Below are 15,928 nucleotides of genomic sequence, written 5' to 3' on the forward strand. Positions count from 1 at the left end.
ACAAGCACCCACCGTCCGTCGTCACAATCAGCTTCGGGGTGCCCCACGCAACCCCGTGCGCAACGTCGCCGCCAGGCGACGAGCCGCTAGGAAGCGAACCCCCCAGCCCCAGCCCAATCCAACGCGAACGCCGGAAGAACCCCGAGCACCAACGTAACCACCACACCCAACGCAATAGCCGCCGTAGTAAACCCACCCGGCACCGTCACGGTAGGCCCGTCCGCCGCAGGCTCCGAGAAATACATCAACACAATGACCCGCAGATAGAAGAATGCCGCCACCGCGCTGAACACCAACGCGACCACCACCAACGGCGCCATCCCGTCCGACAGCGCAGCCGAGAACACCACGAACTTCCCGACAAACCCGCTCGTCAACGGAATCCCCGCCAACGCCAGCAGCAGGAACGTGAACACCCCGGCCAGCACCGGCGACCGCTTGGCCAACCCGGCCCAGGCCGACAGATGCGTGGCCTCGCCGCTGGAATCCCGGACCAGGCTCACCACGCCAAACGCCGCCAGCGTCGTAAACCCGTAAGCCAGCAAGTAGAACAGCGTGCTCGACAACCCGTCCTGAGTCATCGCGATCGCACCCACGAGCAAGAACCCGGCGTGCGCGATGGACGAGTAAGCGATCATCCGCTTCACGTCAGTCTGCGTCAGACCCAGAATCGCACCCAGCGCCATCGAAATGATGGCCACCGCCCACATGACCCCGCGCCATTCCCAGCTCGTCGAGGAGAACCCGACGCTGAGCACCCGCAGAATCGCCCCGAACGCGGCGACCTTCGTGCAGGCGGCCATAAATCCGGTCACCGGCGTCGGCGCACCCTGGTAGACGTCCGGCGTCCAGGTGTGGAACGGGCCGACCGAGCCCTTGAACAGCAGGCCCACCACGAGCAGGCCGAGACCGGCGAACAGCAGCGTGTCCGAGCGGTCCGAACCGGCCGCAGCGTGGGCGATGTCGGCCAGCTTCACCGAGTCCGCGTAGCCGTACAGCAGCGCGAGCCCGTAGAGGAAGAACGCCGACGAGAACGCGCCCAGCAGGAAGTACTTGACCGCGGCTTCCTGCGAGATCAGCCGACGCCGCCGGGCCAGGCCGCACATCAGGTACAGCGGCAGGGAAAGCACTTCCAGCGCGATGAACATCGTCAGCAGGTCGTTGGCCGCGCAGAACGTCATCATTCCGCCGAGCGCGAAGAGCGTCAGCGGGAACACTTCGGTCTGCGACGTCGTCGCCGCACCGGCCTGCGCGCGGTCCTGCACGGTGCCCGGCCGGATCGCCGCCTGTGCCACGAACGCGCCGCCCGGTTCGACCTTGCGGTCCGCGATCAGGAAGACCGCGCCGAGGCCGAGCAGCAGCAGCGTGCCCCACAGGAACAGCGACGGGCGGTCCACCGAGATCGCGCCCGAGAAGGTGGTCGTGCCCGCCTTCGTGGACGTGGAACCGGTCGCGTACAGGATCAGCGAAACCCCCGCGGCGAGGATCGCGACGAGGGAGATCGTGACCTGGATCCCCCACCGCGTGGCCTTCGGCGCGAAGGCTTCCACCAGCACGCCGATGCACGCGACGCCGAAGACGATCAGCATCGGCAGCACGGCCGCGTAATCGACCGAAGGCACTTCCAGCGGCGCTGCCGGCGCTTGCGCCAGGAACATGTCGAGCACGGTTTACTTGCCTCCCTGCACGGCAGACAGCGTCGCCTGCACCGACGGGGTGATCGTGTCGAGCATCGGCTTGGGGTAGAAGCCCAGTCCGATGATCAGGATGACCATGGGCGCGAGGATCGCGATCTCGCGTCCGCCCAGGTCCTTGATGGCCTTCTTCGCACCGAGTTCCGGCGCGATCGCCGTGCCCGGTCCCCCGCCGACGCCCACGAGAGCGTCGCCGCGAACCGGGCCCTGCATGATCCGCTGGTACAGCCACAGCACGTAAGCCGCGGCGAGCACCATGCCCACGGTCGCGAGGATCGTGTACACCGGCTGGTCCACAAAGGACCCCAGCAGCACGAGGAACTCGCTGACGAACGAGTTGGTGCCCGGCAGCGACAGCGCGGAAAGCCCGGCCAGCAACAGCATTCCGCCGAGCAGCGGGGTCACCTTCGCCATCCCGCCGTAGTCCGAGATCCGGCTCGACCCGCCGCGCATCACGATCAGGCCGATCACCACGATCAGCATCCCGGTGGAAAGGCTGTGGTTCAGCATGTACGACACCGAGCCGACCATCGCCTGCTCGTTGAAGGTGAAGATGCCCAGCGCGATGAACCCGAAGTGGGCGATCGACACGTAGGCGATGAACCGCTTCATGTCCTGCTGCCCGGCGGCGAGGATCGAGCCGTACAGCACGCCGATCACCGAAAGGATCAGCACCAGCGGCGCGAGCGCCTTGCTCGCCTCCGGGAACATCGGCAGGCAGTACCGCAGGAACCCGAACGTGCCGACCTTGTCCAGCACGCCGACCAGCAGCACCGCGACGCCGATCGGGGCCTGGCCGGCGGCGTCCGGCAGCCAGGTGTGGAACGGGACCAGCGGAGCCTTGATCGCGAAGGCGAGGAAGAAGCCGAGGAACAGCCAGATCTGCGTGCCGGTCGGGGCGTCGCGGACCACCGTCACCAGCGTGGCCCAGTCGAACGTGCCCTTGCCGAGCTTGTCCGAGGCCAGCGAGTACGCCCCGATCGCCGAGGCCAGCATGATCAGGCCGCCGAGGAACGAGTACAGGAAGAACTTCACCGCCGCGTACTGCCGGTTCGCGCCGCCGTAGCCGCCGATCAGGAAGTACATCGGGATCAGCATGATCTCGAACAGCACGTAGAAGAGGAACACGTCGGTCGCCGCGAAGACGCCGATCGTGATCGCCTCCTGCAGCAGGATCAGCGACAGGAATCCGCCCGCGCTGCGGCCCGCGGGCAGTTTGTCGGTGAGCCCGAGCGCGCCGACGACGATCGGCACCAGGAGCGCGATCACCGCGATCATGATGAGCGAGATGCCGTCGGTGCCGAACGAGATGTGGATGCCGAAGCTCGGGATCCAGTCCATCGTGGTGGCCTGCTGGATGCGCGCGCCCGAGGGCGAGTAGCTCGCCCAGAACGGGATGATCAGCAGGAACTCCACAATGGACACGGCGAGCGCCGTGGCGACCGCGGCCCGGTCGTTCCCCTTGAGGAACGCCAGCACCAGCGAGCCGGCCAGCGGCAGCAGGATGAGCGCCAGAAGCCAAGTCATGTCAGGAGAACCTCACCAGCAGAAGGGCCGCGAGAAGCAGGAACGTGCCGCCGAGCATGGACAGTGCGTAGGACCGCACGAATCCGGTCTGCATCCGGCGCATCCGTCCGGACCCGCCGCCGAGTGCCGCGGCGAGGCCGTTCACCGCGCCGTCCACGCCGCGGTTGTCCACGTACACCAGCGCCCGCGCCAGCCAGGTGCCCGGACGGGCGACCAGGGTTTCGTTGAGCGCGTTGCCGTACAGGTCCTTGCGCGCCGCGCGGACCGGCCAAGACACCCGCTCGGGCTTCTCGATCGGCACATCGCTCGCCGGACGGAACAGCCAGACCGCCAGCAGCACGCCGAGCGCGGCCAGCACCAGCGTCGCCGCCGGGACCGTCCACGACGGGATCGGGGTGTGCTCGGCCTCCGCGTACTGGCCGACCACCGGGGACAGCCAGTCCACGAAGCGGTTGCCGATCGCGAAGAACGCGCCGGCGCCGACCGAACCGACCGCCAGGATCACCATCGGGACCCACATGATCGGCTTGGACTCGTGCGGGTGGAAGTCGCGCCCGTCGGTGCTCTTGATGTCCTTCCAGCGTTCCTTGCCGAAGAAGGTCATCATCATCAGCCGCGTCATGTAGAACGCGGTCAGCCCGGCGCCGAGCACGGTGGCGAGGCCGAAAGCCCAGCCGCGCCAGCCTTCCTGGCCGAACGCCGCCTCGATGATCGCGTCCTTCGTGTAGTACCCGGTGAGGAACGGGAAGCCGATGATCGCCAGGTAGCCGAGGCCGAAGGTGACGAAGGTGATCGGCATCCGCTTGGCCAGTCCGCCGAACTTGCGCATGTCGACCTCGTCGTTCATGCCGTGCATGACCGAACCGGCCCCGAGGAACAGCCCGGCCTTGAAGAAGCCGTGCGCCACCAGGTGCATGATGCCGAGCGCGTAAATGCCCGGCCCGAGGCCGACCGCCAGCATCATGTAGCCGATCTGGCTGACCGTCGAGTACGCGAGCACCTTCTTGATGTCGTCGTAGGCGCAGCCGACGACACACCCGAGCAGCAGCGTGACCGCGCCGACGAGGGTGACCACCAGCCTGCCGTCCGGCGTCGCGGTGAAGATGACGTTGGAGCGGGCCACCAGGTACACGCCCGCGGTGACCATGGTTGCCGCGTGGATGAGCGCCGACACCGGGGTCGGGCCCTCCATCGCGTCCGGCAGCCACGCCTGCAGCGGGAACTGACCCGATTTACCGCAGGCGCCCAGCAGCAGCAGGATCGCGATGGCGGTGATCGCGCCCGGCGGGATCTTGCCCTGCGCGACGCCCTCGAAGACCTGCGAGTAGCCGGTCGACCCGACGTACTTGAACATCAGGAAGATCGCCAGCGCGAGCCCGACGTCGCCGACGCGGTTCATCAGGAACGCCTTCTTCGCCGCGGTCGCCGCGGACGGGCGGTTCTGATACCAGCCGATCAGCAGGTACGAGGCGAGGCCCACGCCCTCCCAGCCGAGGTACAGCGTCACGAAGCTGTTGCCCAGCACCAGGACCAGCATCGAGGCGACGAACAGGTTCAGGTACGCGAAGAACCGGTACCGGCCCTCGTCGTCGGCCATGTAGCCGATCGAATAGAAGTGGATCAGCATGCCGACGCCGGTGATCAGCAGCACGAACGTCAGCGACAGCGCGTCGATGCGCAGCCCGAAGTCCACCTGCAGCTGGCCGACCGGGATCCAGGAGTAGACCTTGGTGTCGGTGACCGAGTGGCTGTCGGTGGAGAAGAACAGGATCACGGCGTACACGAAGGCGAGCGTGACGGTGGCACAGCCGAGCAGGTGCCCCCACGCTTTCGCGCGTTTGCCGGATAGCAGCAGAACCAGGGCGCCGAGGGCGGGAAGGGCCACCAGCAGCCACGATGATGCGGTCACTCGGTCGTCTCCCTCAGTACTTCAGCAGGTTCGTGTCGTCGACCGAGGCCGAGCGGCGGGTGCGGAAGATGGCCATGATGATCGCCAGTCCGACCACGACCTCGGCGGCCGCGACCACCATCACGAAGAACGCCATCACCTGGCCGTGCAGCCCGCCGTTGATGCGGGCGAAGGTGACCAGGGTCAGGTTCACCGCGTTCAGCATCAGCTCGATGCACATGAACACGACGATCGCGTTGCGGCGGACCAGCACGCCCACCGCGCCGATGCAGAACAGCAGCGCGGACAGCAGCAGGTAGTAGCTCGGGGTCACTTTCCTTCCCCTTCTTCTTCCTCGGCCGGCGCGGCCTTTTCGGAGCCGCCGACCAGTGCGTGCGCGTCGGGCTTGGGGCCCTCGTCCGCGATGAGCTTGCGCTCGCGCATGAGCCGGATCGCCGAGGTGGATTCGATGATCTCCGACAGCGACTCCGGCGCGACCGAACCGTCCGGCAGCAGCGCCGGGGTCGAGACCGAGCTGGCGGTGGCGAACACGCCCGGGCCGGGCAGCGGCGACGGGCGGTCGTGCTCGCCGCGGAAGCGCAGCTTGACCAGTTCGCGCTGGGAGAGCTTGCTCTTGCCGCTGCGGCCGGTGAAGGCCAGCACCATCGCGCCGAGCGCGGCGGTGATCAGCAGGGCCGAGGTCAGCTCGAACGGGAACAGGTACTGGGTGAAGATCAGCCTGCCGAGGCCGCCGGGCCCGCCGCCGTTCTGCTGGTACGGGTCGAGCGGCTTGGCCGGGGTCACGTTCGCCATCGCGCGGAACACGCCCGCGGCGATCAGCGCGGCGAGCCCGACGCCGAGCACGCCGGCGGCGAGCCGCTGCCCGCGCAGGACTTCCACCACCGAGTCCGAGCTGTCCCGGCCGACCAGCATCAGCACGAACAGGAACAGCATCATGATCGCGCCGGTGTAGACGATGATCTGGGTGAACCCGAGGAACGGCGCGTTCTGCGTCATGTACAGCGCGCCCAGCGTCAGCATCGTGAGCACCAGCCACAGCGCCGAGTGCACGGCGTTGCGGGAGAAGATCATCCCGAGCGCGCCCAGCAGCGAGAGCGGGCCGAGGATCCAGAACGCGATGGCCTCGCCGGTCGTCACGGACGCGTCGACGCCGGCCGCCGGGGCCTGGGCGAGAAGGGCGGCGATCACTTCTTCGCCTCCTGCTGCGCCTTGGCGGCCAGTTCGGGGCCGTTCACGTAGTAGTCCTGCTCGTTGTCGCCGAGCCGCATCGGGTGCGGCGGCTGCTCCATGCCCGGCAGCAGCGGGGCGAGCAGGTCTTCCTTGGTGTAGATCAGCCGCTGCCGGTCGTCGTCGGCCAGCTCGTAGAAGTTGGTCATGGTGAGCGACCGGGTCGGGCACGCCTCGATGCACAGGCCGCAGCCGATGCAGCGCAGGTAGTTGATCTGGTAGTCCTTGCCGTAGCGCTCGCCCGGCGAGTACCGCGCCTCTTCGGTGTTGTCGCCGCCCTCGACGAAGATCGCGTCCGCCGGGCACGCCCACGCGCACAGCTCGCAGCCGACGCACTTCTCCAGCCCGTCCGGATGCCGGTTGAGCTGGTGGCGGCCGTGGTAGCGCGGCGCGGCCGGGGCTCCCGCCTCGGGGTACTCCTCGGTCGCGACCTTCTTGAACATCATCCCGAAGGTGACGCCGAATCCCTTGATGGGATTGAGGAAGTCAGTTGCCGCCATCTTCCGTTCCTTCCTGTGCGGCCGCGGCGGTGACGCTGGCCGGCTTGCGCCGCGCGGCCTTCGCCTCGGCCTTGGCCAGCGCCTTCTGCCGCGGCGTCGCGTCCGGGACCCGCAGGTCCAGCGGCGGCAGCGGATAGCCGCTTCCGGCCAGGTCCACGTAGTCCGATTCGGGCAGCTTCTTGTCCGGCAGAGCGAGGCTCAGCAGCACGAGCACCACCAGCACGATGCCGACGCCGACGAGGATCTGCGGCCAGCTCCACTGGATCGTCTTGATCGCGACCACGACCACGATCCACACCAGGTTGACCGGGACCAGGACCTTCCAGCCGAGCCGCATGAACTGGTCGTAGCGCAGCCGCGGGAGCGTGCCGCGCAGCCAGATGAAGCCGAACAGCAGGATGAACGTCTTGGCGAAGAACCAGAGGATCGGCCACCAGTTCTGGTTCAGCGGCGAATCGTCGCCGACGAACGGGAACCGCCAGCCGCCGAGGAACAGCGTCGTGCAGAACGCCGAAACGATCACCATGTTGACGTACTCGGCGAGGAAGAACATCGCGAACTTCATCGAGCTGTACTCGGTGTGGAACCCGCCGACCAGCTCGGATTCGGCCTCCGGGAGGTCGAACGGCGCGCGGTTCGTCTCGCCGACCATCGAGATCACGTAGATCACGAAGCTCGGGATGAGCATGTAGAAGTACCAGCCGTGCGACTGCGCCTGCACGATTTCCGACGTCTGCAGCGAACCGGAGTACAGGATCACCGCGACGATCGACAGGCCCATCGCGATCTCGTAGGAGATCACCTGCGCGGCCGAGCGCATGCCGCCGAAGAGCGGGTACGGCGAGCCGGACGACCAGCCGGCCAGCACGATGCCGTACACGCCGACCGAGGAGCAGGCGAGGATCACCAGCACGCCGACCGGGAGGTCCATCAGCTGCAGCACCGTGCGGTGCCCGAAGATCGAGACGACCGGTCCGAACGGGATGGCCGAGAGCGCGATCAGCGCGGGGACCGCGGACAGCACCGGGGCGAGGAAGTACACCTTGCGGTCGGCGGTGTCCGGGATGATCTGCTCCTTGAACGGGAGCTTGATCGCGTCGGCGAGCGACTGCAGGTAACCGCCGGGGCCGACCCGGTTGGGGCCGGGCCGGTTCTGCATCCGGCCGATCGCCTTCCGCTCCCACACGATCAGGAAGATCGTCAGGACCGGCCCGATCAGCAGGACCACGACCGCCTTGATCAGGACGAGCCACCACGGGTCGTCGGCGATGAGCCGGGCCCGCTCGGCGGCGTCCGGGTACGCAGCGAGGAACTGCGTGAGCTGCGGGCTCACTGGTCACCTCCGGAGATCTGCACGAGCGCGCCGTGTCCGGCGGCGAGTGCGGCGCGGACGGCCGAACCGTCGGAGTTGCCGGGCAGCCACACGACGCCGTCCGGCAGGTCGGCGACCTCGACCGGCAGGGTGATCGACCCGCGCTCGTTCGACACCCGGACCGTGCCGGCCGTCGTGCCCAGGCCTTCGGCGGTCTTCGCCGAAAGCCGTGCGACGGGCGGCCGCTGGGTGCCCTTGAGGTGCGGTTCGTCGTCCTGCAGCGAGCCGTTGTCGATCAGCTGCCGCCAGGTGGCGAGCACCGCCTTGCCGTTCGGGACCGGGGCCGCCGGTGCGGCGACCGACGGCGCGGGCACCGAGGGGGCGACCGGCGCGAGCTTCGCGAAGTCGCCCGCGGCGGCGGCCGGGGTCTGGGTGAACAGGTCGGCGTCCATCTCGACGGCCAGGGTGTCCAGGACCCGGCTGTCGGGAAGGGAACCGGTGCCCTCGAGCGTGATGTCGAACTCGCGGCGGCGGCCCTCCCAGTTGAGGTAGCTGCCCGCCTTCTCGACCGCCGGGGCCACCGGCAGGACCACGTCGGCCCGTTCGGTGACCTCGCTCGCCCGCAGTTCCAGGCTGACCACGAACCCGACGTTGTCGAGCGCGCGGCGGGCCAGGTCCGGGTCCGGCAGGTCGTTCGGGTCGACGCCGCCGACCACCAGCGCGTCCAGCTGTCCGCCCGAAGCGGCCTGGAGGATGCCGGTGACGTCGCGGCCCGGTTCGGCCGGAAGCTCGACGCCCCACTGCTTGCCGACCTCGGCGCGGGCCGCGGCGTCGGTGACCGGGCGGCCGCCCGGCAACAGCGTGGGCACACAACCGGTTTCGAGCGCGCCTCGGTCGCCCGCGCGGCGCGGGATCCACGCCAGCCGGGCTCCGGTGCGAGCGGTGAGCCGCAGCAGCGCGGAGAACAGGCCGGGGATTTCCGCGGCCCGCTCGCCGACCAGGATCACCGCGCCTTCGCCGCTGAGCGCGGCGTCGAGGTCGGCCGCGTGCTGCGCGATGCCGTCCACCGCGGCCGCTTCGCCGCCGGGGATGCAGGCCAGCAGTTCGCCGAAGGTCTTGCGCACCGATGAGGTCGTCCACTGTCCCAAGTGGACAACTCGGGTGTGGTTCTTGCGGGCACCCTTGCGCAGCCGCAGGAACACGATCGGCGCTTCGTCCTCGGGCTCGAACGCCACGCACAGCACCGTGCGGGCGTTCTCGATCTCGCTGAACGTCACGCCCGTTTCCGGCGTGGTGCCCACGACCGTCGAGCCGAGGAACGCCAGCTCCTCGTCCGAGTGTGCGCGGGTGCGGAAGTCGATGTCGTTGGTGCGCAAGGCGATCCGGGCGAACTTCGAGTACGCGTAGGCGTCCTCGACGGTCAGCCGGCCGCCGGTGAGCACCGCGCCGCCCTTGCCCTCGCGGGCCTTCAGCAGCCCGGCCGAGGCGATCCGGAGCGCGTCGGTCCAGGACGCTTCCTCCAGCTCGCCGCTGGCGTTGCGGACGAGCGGACGGCGGATCCGGTCACCGGCCTGAACGTAGCGGAACGCGAACCGGCCCTTGTCGCACAGCCATTCCTCGTTCACTTCCGGGTCCTCGCCGGCCAGCTTGCGCTGGATCTTGCCGCGCCGGAAGTCGGTGCGCTCGGCGCAGCCGGACGAGCAGTGCTCGCACACGCTCGGCGACGACACCAGGTCGAACGGCCGCGACCGGAACCGGTACGCCGCGCTGGTGAGCGCGCCGACCGGGCAGATCTGGATCACGTTGCCGGAGAAGTAGCTCTGGAACGGTTCGCCGCCGGTGGTGCGGGAGGCGAGGTCCAGCACGTCGGCGGTCTCCGCGGTGCCGATCTGCTGGTGCGCGCCGCGTTCGAGCAGCGCGATGAACGGGTCGCCGGCGATCTGCTCGGAGAACCGGGTGCAGCGCTGGCACAGCACGCAGCGTTCCCGGTCGAGCAGCACCTGCGCCGAGATCGGCAGCGGCTTCGGGAACGTGCGCTTGGTGTCGACGAACCGCGATTCCGCGCGGCCGTGCGCGAGCGCCTGGTTCTGCAGCGGGCATTCGCCGCCCTTGTCGCAGATCGGGCAGTCCAGCGGGTGGTTGATGAGCAGCAGCTCCATCACGCCCTGCTGCGCCTTGTCCGCGACCGGCGAGGTGAGCTGGGTCTTGACCACCATGCCGTCGGCGACCGTCATCGTGCACGAGGCCTGCGGCTTCGGCATCGGACGGCCGCCCATTTCGACCTCGACCAGGCACTGGCGGCAGGCGCCCGCCGGGTCGAGCAGCGGGTGGTCGCAGAACCGAGGGATGCTCGTGCCGAGCCGCTCGGCGGTGCGGATCAGCAGTTCGCCCTTGGGCGCGATGACTTCTTCGCCGTCGATGGTCAGCTTGACGTAGCCCTCGGGGACCGGCGTTTCAGCCGTCTCGGGCTTGTCGGGCGCGATCGTCATGCCTGCGCTCCCACCAATTCGCGCTTGTTGCTCTCACACAGAGCCAGGAATTCGTCCCGGAAGTACTTGATGCCGCTCTGGATCGGCGACACCGCGCCGTCGCCGAGCGCGCAGAACGAACGGCCGAAAATGTTGTCGCACACGTCCAGGAGGGTGTCGATGTCCTCCTCGGTGCCGTGTCCCTCGACCATCCGCTCCAGGATCTGCGCCAGCCAGTACGTGCCTTCGCGGCACGGCGTGCACTTGCCGCAGGACTCATGCTCGTAGAACTGCGTCCACTTCATGACCGCCCACGGCACCGAAACGGTCTCGTTGAAGACCTGCACCGCGGTGGTGCCGAGCATCGAACCGGCCTCGGCCGCGCCCTCGAAGTCGAGCGGGACGTCGAGGTGTTCGGCGGTGAACATCGGCGTCGACGACCCGCCCGGGGTCCAGAACTTGAGCGGGATGCCGTCCTTCATGCCGCCGGCCAGCTCCAGTAGCTCGCGCAGCGTGGTGCCGAGCGGGCATTCGTACTGGCCGGGCTTCTCGACGTGCCCGGAGATCGAGTAGATCTTCGGGCCGGGCGACTTCTCGCGGCCCATCTCGCGGAACCACGACGAACCGGCGTTGACGATGTACGACGCGCTCGCGATGGTCTCGACGTTGTTCACCGTCGTCGGCGCGGCGTACAGGCCGGCGGCGGCGGGGAACGGCGGCTTGAGCCGGGGCTGGCCGCGGCGGCCTTCGAGCGAGTCCAGCAACGCCGTTTCCTCGCCGCAGATGTACGCGCCGGCCCCGGCGTGCACGGTCAGCTCGAGGTCCCAGCCGCTGCCGAAGATGTTCTTGCCCAGGTAGCCCTTCGCGTACGCCTCGCGCGCGGCCGCGTTGAGCCGGCGGATGCAGTGCAGCGCCTCGCCCCGGACGTAGATGAAGCAGTGGTGCGACCGCATCGCGTACGAAGCGATGATGCAGCCCTCGATGAGCGAATGCGGGTCCGCCATCATCAGCGGAATGTCCTTGCAGGTACCGGGTTCGCCCTCGTCGGCGTTGATTACCAGGTAGTGGGGCTTGTCCTCGTTCGGCGGCATGAACGACCACTTCACACCCGCCGGGAAGCCCGCGCCGCCGCGGCCGCGCAGGCCGGAGTCCTTGACCACCTGCACGAGCTGCTCGGGCGTGGCGGCCAGTGCTTTGCGCGCCGCGGTGTAGCCCTCGAGCGCCTCGTACGTCTCGATGCGCCAGGATTCCGGGGACAGCCAGCGCTTCGTGAGGACCGGAGTGATGGGATCTGCCATTACTTCTTCTCCACTTCAGGGAGAGGGACGTCCTTCATGCCCGGGGCGGACCAGCCGCGGTCGGCCGCCAGCTGCGCGCCGCGCAGAGTCTCGACCGCCTGTGACGGACCGTCCACGGCACTGCGGTAAGCGGACTCGTCCTCCGGCCAGAACCCGGCGAGCTGCCGCTCCGCGCCCTTGAAATCGGTCAGCGCCGCGCCGCGCGTCGGGGCGGGCCTTTTGCCTGCCCGCAACGCGTCCACGAGCGCCACCGCCTGCTCCGGCGTCTGGTTGTCGAAGTACTCGTAGTTCACCTGGAGGACCGGGCCGAGGTCGCAGGCCGCGAGGCATTCCGCGTGCTCCAGGGTGATCGAACCTGGTTCGCCCGGCGTGCCCGCGGTTTCCTCGTGCCCCAGCGGCTTTTCCGGCGAACCGAGGTGCGTCTGGAGCTTCCGGTAGATGTCGTCGCCGCCCAGCGCCGCGCACAGCGTGTTGGTGCAGACGCTCACCAGGTGCTCGCCGCACGGGCGGCGCTTGTACATGGTGTAGAACGTCGCGACCGCGCTGACCTCGGCGTCGGTCAGGTCGAGATGCCGCGCGCAGAAGGCGATGCCTTCCTGGCTCACGTATCCCTGCACCGACTGCACGAGGTGCAGCATCGGCAGCAGCGCCGAACGCGACATCGGGTACCGGGCGATGATTTCCTTCGCCTCGCGGTGCGTCTCGGCGTCGAACACGTCCACCGCCGGCGTGTCGGCGAGGATTTCCTCGGCGACAGCGGGATCGGGCGCGATCGCGGCGACATCGGTGTCGGCTCCCGCGGCGGCGTACGTCTTCGTCGCGTCGTGCGGTCCCGGCTCCGGGACCGCGGTCGGGTTCGTCATCGGTCAACTCCCCCCAGAACCGGGTCGATCGAGGCGATCACGACGACGAGGTCGGCCACCAGGCCGCCTTCTGCCATCGCGGGCATCGCCTGCATGTTCACGAAACTCGGCTCCCGCAGGTGCACGCGCAGCGGCCGGGTGCCGCCGTCGGACACCAGATGCGCGCCGATCTCGCCGCGCGGCGATTCGACCGGCGCGTAGACCTGGCCCGGCGGCACGTGGAAGCCCTCGGTGACGAGCTTGAAGTGGTGGATCAGGGATTCCATCGACTGGCCCATGATCTTCTTGACGTGGCCGAGCGAGTTGCCCATGCCGTCGCTGCCGATGGACAGCTGCGCGGGCCAGGCGATCTTCTTGTCCTCCACCATGACCGGGCCCGGCTCGGCCATCTTCGCGACCTGCTTCATGATCCGCAGGCTCTGGTGGATTTCCTCCAGCCGCAGCAGGTACCGCGCCCAGCTGTCCGCGTCGGTCGAGGTCGGCACGTCGAACTCGAGCTCGTCGTAGCGCGAGTACGGCTCGGTCTTGCGCAGGTCCCACGGCAGGCCCGCGGCGCGCAGGACCGGACCGGTGACGCCCAGTTCGAGGCACGCGTCGAGCGGCAGCACGCCGACGTCCTTGAGCCGGTTGCGCCAGATCGGCTGGCCGGTGAACATCTTGTCGTACAACGGAAGCCGCTTGTCCATGAGCTTGCAGAAGTCGAGGACCTTCTCGGTCCAGTCCTCCGGGAAGTCCTGGGCGAGCCCGCCGGGCCGGATGAACGCGTGGTTCATCCGCAGGCCGGTCAGGTACTCCAGCAGGTGCATGGCTTCTTCGCGCTCGCGGAAGCCGAGCGTCATCGCCGTGGTGGCGCCGAGGTCCATGCCGCCGGTCGCGATGAACACCAGGTGCGAGGTGATCCGGTTGAGCTCGAGGAGAAGCACGCGCAGCAGCTCCGCGCGCGGCGGGGCCTTGATGCCCAGCAGCTTCTCGACGCCGAGGCAGTAGCACATCTCGTTGGACAGCGGGGCGAGATAGTCCGCGCGCGTCACGAACGTGACGCCCTGGGTCCAGTTGCGGAACTCGGCGCTCTTCTCGATGCCGGTGTGCAGGTAGCCGACGACCGCCCGCAGCTGCGTGACCGTCTCGCCTTCCAGCTCCAGCACGAGCCGGAGCACGCCGTGCGTGGACGGGTGCTGCGGGCCCATGTTGATGACCATGCGGTCGTCGTGCTGGGCGTCGCCGAGAACTTCGTCCCAGTCGCCGCCGGACACGTGGTAGACCGGGCCTTCAGTGGTTTCCCGGACTTCCGCGTACTCGGCTTCCGTCGTTTCGTTGGTGCTGGTCACGAGTACGACCTCCGCTGGTCCGGCGGCGGGATTTCCGCGCCCTTGTATTCGACCGGGATCCCGCCGAGCGGGTAGTCCTTGCGCTGGGGGAAGCCGTCCCAGTCGTCCGGCATGAAGATGCGGGTCAGCCCGGGGTGGCCGTCGAAGACGATGCCGAACATGTCGTAGGCCTCGCGCTCGTGCCAGTCCGCGGTCGTGTAGACCGGCACCAGCGACGGCACGTGCAGGTCGTCCATGTCCATGGTGACTTCGAGCCGGATCCGGCGGCGGTAGGTCATCGACAGGAAGTCGTAGACCGCGTGCATCCGCTGCGGGACGTCCACGCCGTAGTCGACGCCGGTCACCGCCATCAGCATTTCGAACCGCAGGCCCGGGTCGTTGCGCAGCACCTTCGCGATGTCGACGAGGTGCTCGCGGCGGACGTAGAAGGTGATCTCGCCGCGGTCCACAGTGGTCTGGAGGATCGCCGTCGGCGGGATCTTGTTGTCCGCCAAGGCGGCCATGAACTCGTCGGCGAACTCGTCGAACCAGCCGCCGTACGGGCGCTCCGCGGGCGGCGGGCTGTAGGCGGGCAGCCGCAGGCCGCCGTAGCCGGAGGTGTCCCCGCTGCCGCGGACACCGAACATGCCCTTGCGCTCGCGGCCGGCGACGACCGGTTCGGCGGGCCGGGTGCCCTGGGGCTCCAGCCCGGCCTCGGGCCGTTCGGCACTGGACTGCGGGCCGCCCGTCTGCGGGTTCTCTTCGGGGTTCTCAGGCACCGGTGCTCACTTCTTCGCGTACTTGATCGAGGACGGGATCAGCTCGGTACGGGCCCCGCTGGCCGCGCGGATCGCGGCGCGGCGGGCGTTGATCGGCTCGTCCTGGATCTTGGCGTGCAGCTTGAGGATCGCGTCGAGCAGCATTTCCGGCCGCGGCGGGCAGCCGGGCAGGTACATGTCGACGGGCACGATGTGGTCGACGCCCTGCACGACGGCGTAGTTGTTGAACATGCCGCCGGACGAGGCGCAAACGCCCATCGAGAGGACCCACTTGGGCTCGGCCATCTGGTCGTAGATCTGGCGCAGCACCGGGGCCATCTTCTGGGTCACCCGGCCGGCCACGATCATCAGGTCGGCCTGGCGCGGCGTCGCGGAGAACCGCTCCATGCCGAAGCGCGCGATGTCGTAGCGCGAACCGCCGACCGACATCATCTCGAACGCGCAGCAGGCGAGCCCGAAGGTCGCCGGCCACAGCGAGTTCTTGCGTGCCCAGTTGACCAGTCCCTCGAGGCTGGCCAGCAGGATGCCGTTGGGGAGTTTTTCTTCGAGGCCCATGGGTTCAGTTCCAATCCAGGCCGCCGCGCCGCCACACGTAGGCGTACGCGAACCCGACCGTCACGATGAACAGCACGATCTCCACCAGGCCGAAGACACCGAGTGCGTTGGCGTTCACCGCGAACGGGTAGAGGAACACCATCTCGATGTCGAACAGGATGAAGAGCATGGCCGTGATGTAGTAGGCCACCGGCATCCGGCCGCCGCCGACAAGCGGCTGCGGCGACGGTTCGATGCCGCATTCGTAGGCCGCGGTCTTCGCGCGGTTGCGCCGGCTGGGCCCGACGAGCGGACCCAACAGGACGGAGAACACGGCGAACGCGGCCGCGAGCACGAAGAGCAGGACGAGCGGCAGATACACGTTCAGTCCGGGCGCCGCCGGTCCGGGATCGGCCTGCGCCAGCACGGGCACCATCAGCACGGGGTCTTCGCCATCCTTTCCGCGCCGCTGCGGGTTGTTCTCGGGTGGTGGTCCGAGTCCTCGTCGGC

Annotated in this window: 14 protein-coding genes; all 14 read right to left on the reverse strand. The window is 68.6% G+C overall.

Features of this window, described 5'->3' with window-relative positions; all coding sequences use genetic code 11:
• Positions 1-86: 86 nt before the first annotated feature.
• The 14 genes from nuoN to ATK30_RS15060 are packed head-to-tail and all read right to left on the reverse strand — an operon-like array spanning position 87 to position 15,854.
• Complete coding sequence (gene nuoN, locus ATK30_RS14995; protein WP_220817699.1) at positions 87-1,658, reverse strand: NADH-quinone oxidoreductase subunit NuoN; 1,572 nt, start codon at positions 1,656-1,658, stop codon at positions 87-89.
• Positions 1,659-1,670: 12 nt separating this feature from the next.
• Positions 1,671-3,221 (reverse strand): NADH-quinone oxidoreductase subunit M, encoded by a 1,551-nt coding sequence (locus ATK30_RS15000; RefSeq protein WP_101436120.1) that lies wholly within the window; start codon positions 3,219-3,221, stop codon positions 1,671-1,673.
• Between the two features lies 1 nt (position 3,222).
• Positions 3,223-5,130, reverse strand: coding sequence for an NADH-quinone oxidoreductase subunit L (gene nuoL / locus ATK30_RS15005; protein ID WP_101436121.1), 1,908 nt, complete (start codon positions 5,128-5,130; stop codon positions 3,223-3,225).
• A 13-nt stretch (positions 5,131-5,143) separates the two neighbouring features.
• Positions 5,144-5,443, reverse strand: a complete 300-nt coding sequence (gene nuoK / locus ATK30_RS15010; protein WP_033291119.1) for an NADH-quinone oxidoreductase subunit NuoK — start codon at positions 5,441-5,443, stop codon at positions 5,144-5,146.
• Complete coding sequence (locus tag ATK30_RS15015; protein ID WP_101436122.1) at positions 5,440-6,318, reverse strand: NADH-quinone oxidoreductase subunit J; 879 nt, start codon at positions 6,316-6,318, stop codon at positions 5,440-5,442. The genes nuoK and ATK30_RS15015 overlap by 4 nt, the downstream gene beginning before the upstream one ends.
• Positions 6,315-6,857, reverse strand: a complete 543-nt coding sequence (gene nuoI / locus ATK30_RS15020; protein WP_101436123.1) for an NADH-quinone oxidoreductase subunit NuoI — start codon at positions 6,855-6,857, stop codon at positions 6,315-6,317. The genes ATK30_RS15015 and nuoI overlap by 4 nt, the downstream gene beginning before the upstream one ends.
• Complete coding sequence (gene nuoH, locus ATK30_RS15025; RefSeq protein WP_101436124.1) at positions 6,844-8,190, reverse strand: NADH-quinone oxidoreductase subunit NuoH; 1,347 nt, start codon at positions 8,188-8,190, stop codon at positions 6,844-6,846. The genes nuoI and nuoH overlap by 14 nt, the downstream gene beginning before the upstream one ends.
• Positions 8,187-10,658: an NADH-quinone oxidoreductase subunit G gene (locus ATK30_RS15030; RefSeq protein ID WP_101436125.1), complete on the reverse strand. Its 2,472-nt coding sequence runs from the start codon at positions 10,656-10,658 to the stop codon at positions 8,187-8,189. The genes nuoH and ATK30_RS15030 overlap by 4 nt, the downstream gene beginning before the upstream one ends.
• Complete coding sequence (nuoF, locus tag ATK30_RS15035) at positions 10,655-11,935, reverse strand: NADH-quinone oxidoreductase subunit NuoF (RefSeq protein ID WP_101436126.1); 1,281 nt, start codon at positions 11,933-11,935, stop codon at positions 10,655-10,657. Before nuoF ends, ATK30_RS15030 begins: the two co-directional genes overlap by 4 nt.
• The gene (nuoE, locus tag ATK30_RS15040) at positions 11,935-12,798 is read right to left on the reverse strand and encodes an NADH-quinone oxidoreductase subunit NuoE (protein WP_101436127.1); all 864 of its coding nucleotides are present in this window, start codon (positions 12,796-12,798) and stop codon (positions 11,935-11,937) included. Before nuoE ends, nuoF begins: the two co-directional genes overlap by 1 nt.
• Positions 12,795-14,126 (reverse strand): NADH-quinone oxidoreductase subunit D, encoded by a 1,332-nt coding sequence (locus ATK30_RS15045; protein WP_101436128.1) that lies wholly within the window; start codon positions 14,124-14,126, stop codon positions 12,795-12,797. The genes nuoE and ATK30_RS15045 overlap by 4 nt, the downstream gene beginning before the upstream one ends.
• Positions 14,123-14,884 carry an NADH-quinone oxidoreductase subunit C gene (locus tag ATK30_RS15050; protein ID WP_101436129.1) on the reverse strand — a complete coding sequence of 254 codons (762 nt, stop codon included), beginning with the start codon at positions 14,882-14,884 and terminating at the stop codon, positions 14,123-14,125. Before ATK30_RS15050 ends, ATK30_RS15045 begins: the two co-directional genes overlap by 4 nt.
• 6 nt (positions 14,885-14,890) lie before the next feature.
• Entirely contained in the window at positions 14,891-15,439 is a 549-nt protein-coding gene (locus ATK30_RS15055; protein ID WP_009072052.1) for a NuoB/complex I 20 kDa subunit family protein, read from the reverse strand.
• 4 nt (positions 15,440-15,443) lie between these two features.
• Positions 15,444-15,854 carry an NADH-quinone oxidoreductase subunit A gene (locus tag ATK30_RS15060; RefSeq protein ID WP_101440839.1) on the reverse strand — a complete coding sequence of 137 codons (411 nt, stop codon included), beginning with the start codon at positions 15,852-15,854 and terminating at the stop codon, positions 15,444-15,446.
• Positions 15,855-15,928: the final 74 nt, after the last annotated feature.

The sequence above is a fragment of the Amycolatopsis echigonensis genome, from assembly GCF_002846615.1.
In the GTDB taxonomy this organism is placed as follows: domain Bacteria; phylum Actinomycetota; class Actinomycetes; order Mycobacteriales; family Pseudonocardiaceae; genus Amycolatopsis; species Amycolatopsis echigonensis.